This window comes from Bradyrhizobium sp. UFLA06-06 (genome assembly GCF_054820065.1).
Map to the genome: position 1 here is coordinate 1 of NZ_JADFUD010000167.1, position 697 is coordinate 697.

The 697-nt window shown below is 54.1% G+C and carries 1 protein-coding gene; it reads right to left on the reverse strand.

Going from position 1 to position 697, the window contains the following annotated elements; genetic code table 11:
• Positions 1-235: 235 nt before the first annotated feature.
• On the reverse strand, positions 236-697 hold a 462-nt coding region (locus IF803_RS42525; protein ID WP_461196170.1), incomplete at its 5' end, for an NAD-dependent epimerase/dehydratase family protein.

Genomic DNA, 697 nt, shown 5'->3' on the forward strand with positions numbered 1-697 from the left:
TCGGCGCAACCAGCCCGCCAACGTGACAGAGGCGCAAAACTCTAGTTCTGGGTGGTCCAAACTTCGGTCTCGCTACAAAAACTCCGAGACTCTAACCGCTGCCGGATGAAAACTCAGTGGCAGGTCAGGGGCTATCGCGGCTGAGCGACATCGAACTGGGAGCCGCGATCGAGACAAAAATCATGGGTAGTTGAAAGCTCAATCGGCCGGTCACGCATTAGAAAGATGAGAAGCCTTAAATCGCCTGCCTGCTCTTCAGGCAGGAGTCGACCGAAAGGCGCATGCCTTCTCGTAAGGCGATCTTGGGCGCATAACCTAGCACTTTTCTGGCCTTGGTGATATCGCAGGCAATTGTCTTGTTCATTTCAGACAGGACATGGATTTTCTGGTGATAAATGCCGGCATACTGAAGAGTTGCATCGACCATCGTTGCGACTTCGGCCGCAATGCTCGGCAGATGTACCTTGTTAGGCTTGACCGTCATGCCGAAATCTTCATGTAGGACCTTGCGGACGGTCTCGACAATTTCGTTCATGGTGTACGACGTCTCGTCGGCAAGCCAGAAAATCTCACCCGCCGCATTTTTGTGAGCTGCGGCGAGCAGAATGCCCTGCGCCAGATTGTCGGTATAGCCCATCGAGCGGCGGTTCCGCCCAGATCCCTGTCTCTTATACACATCTGACGCTGCCGACGAACT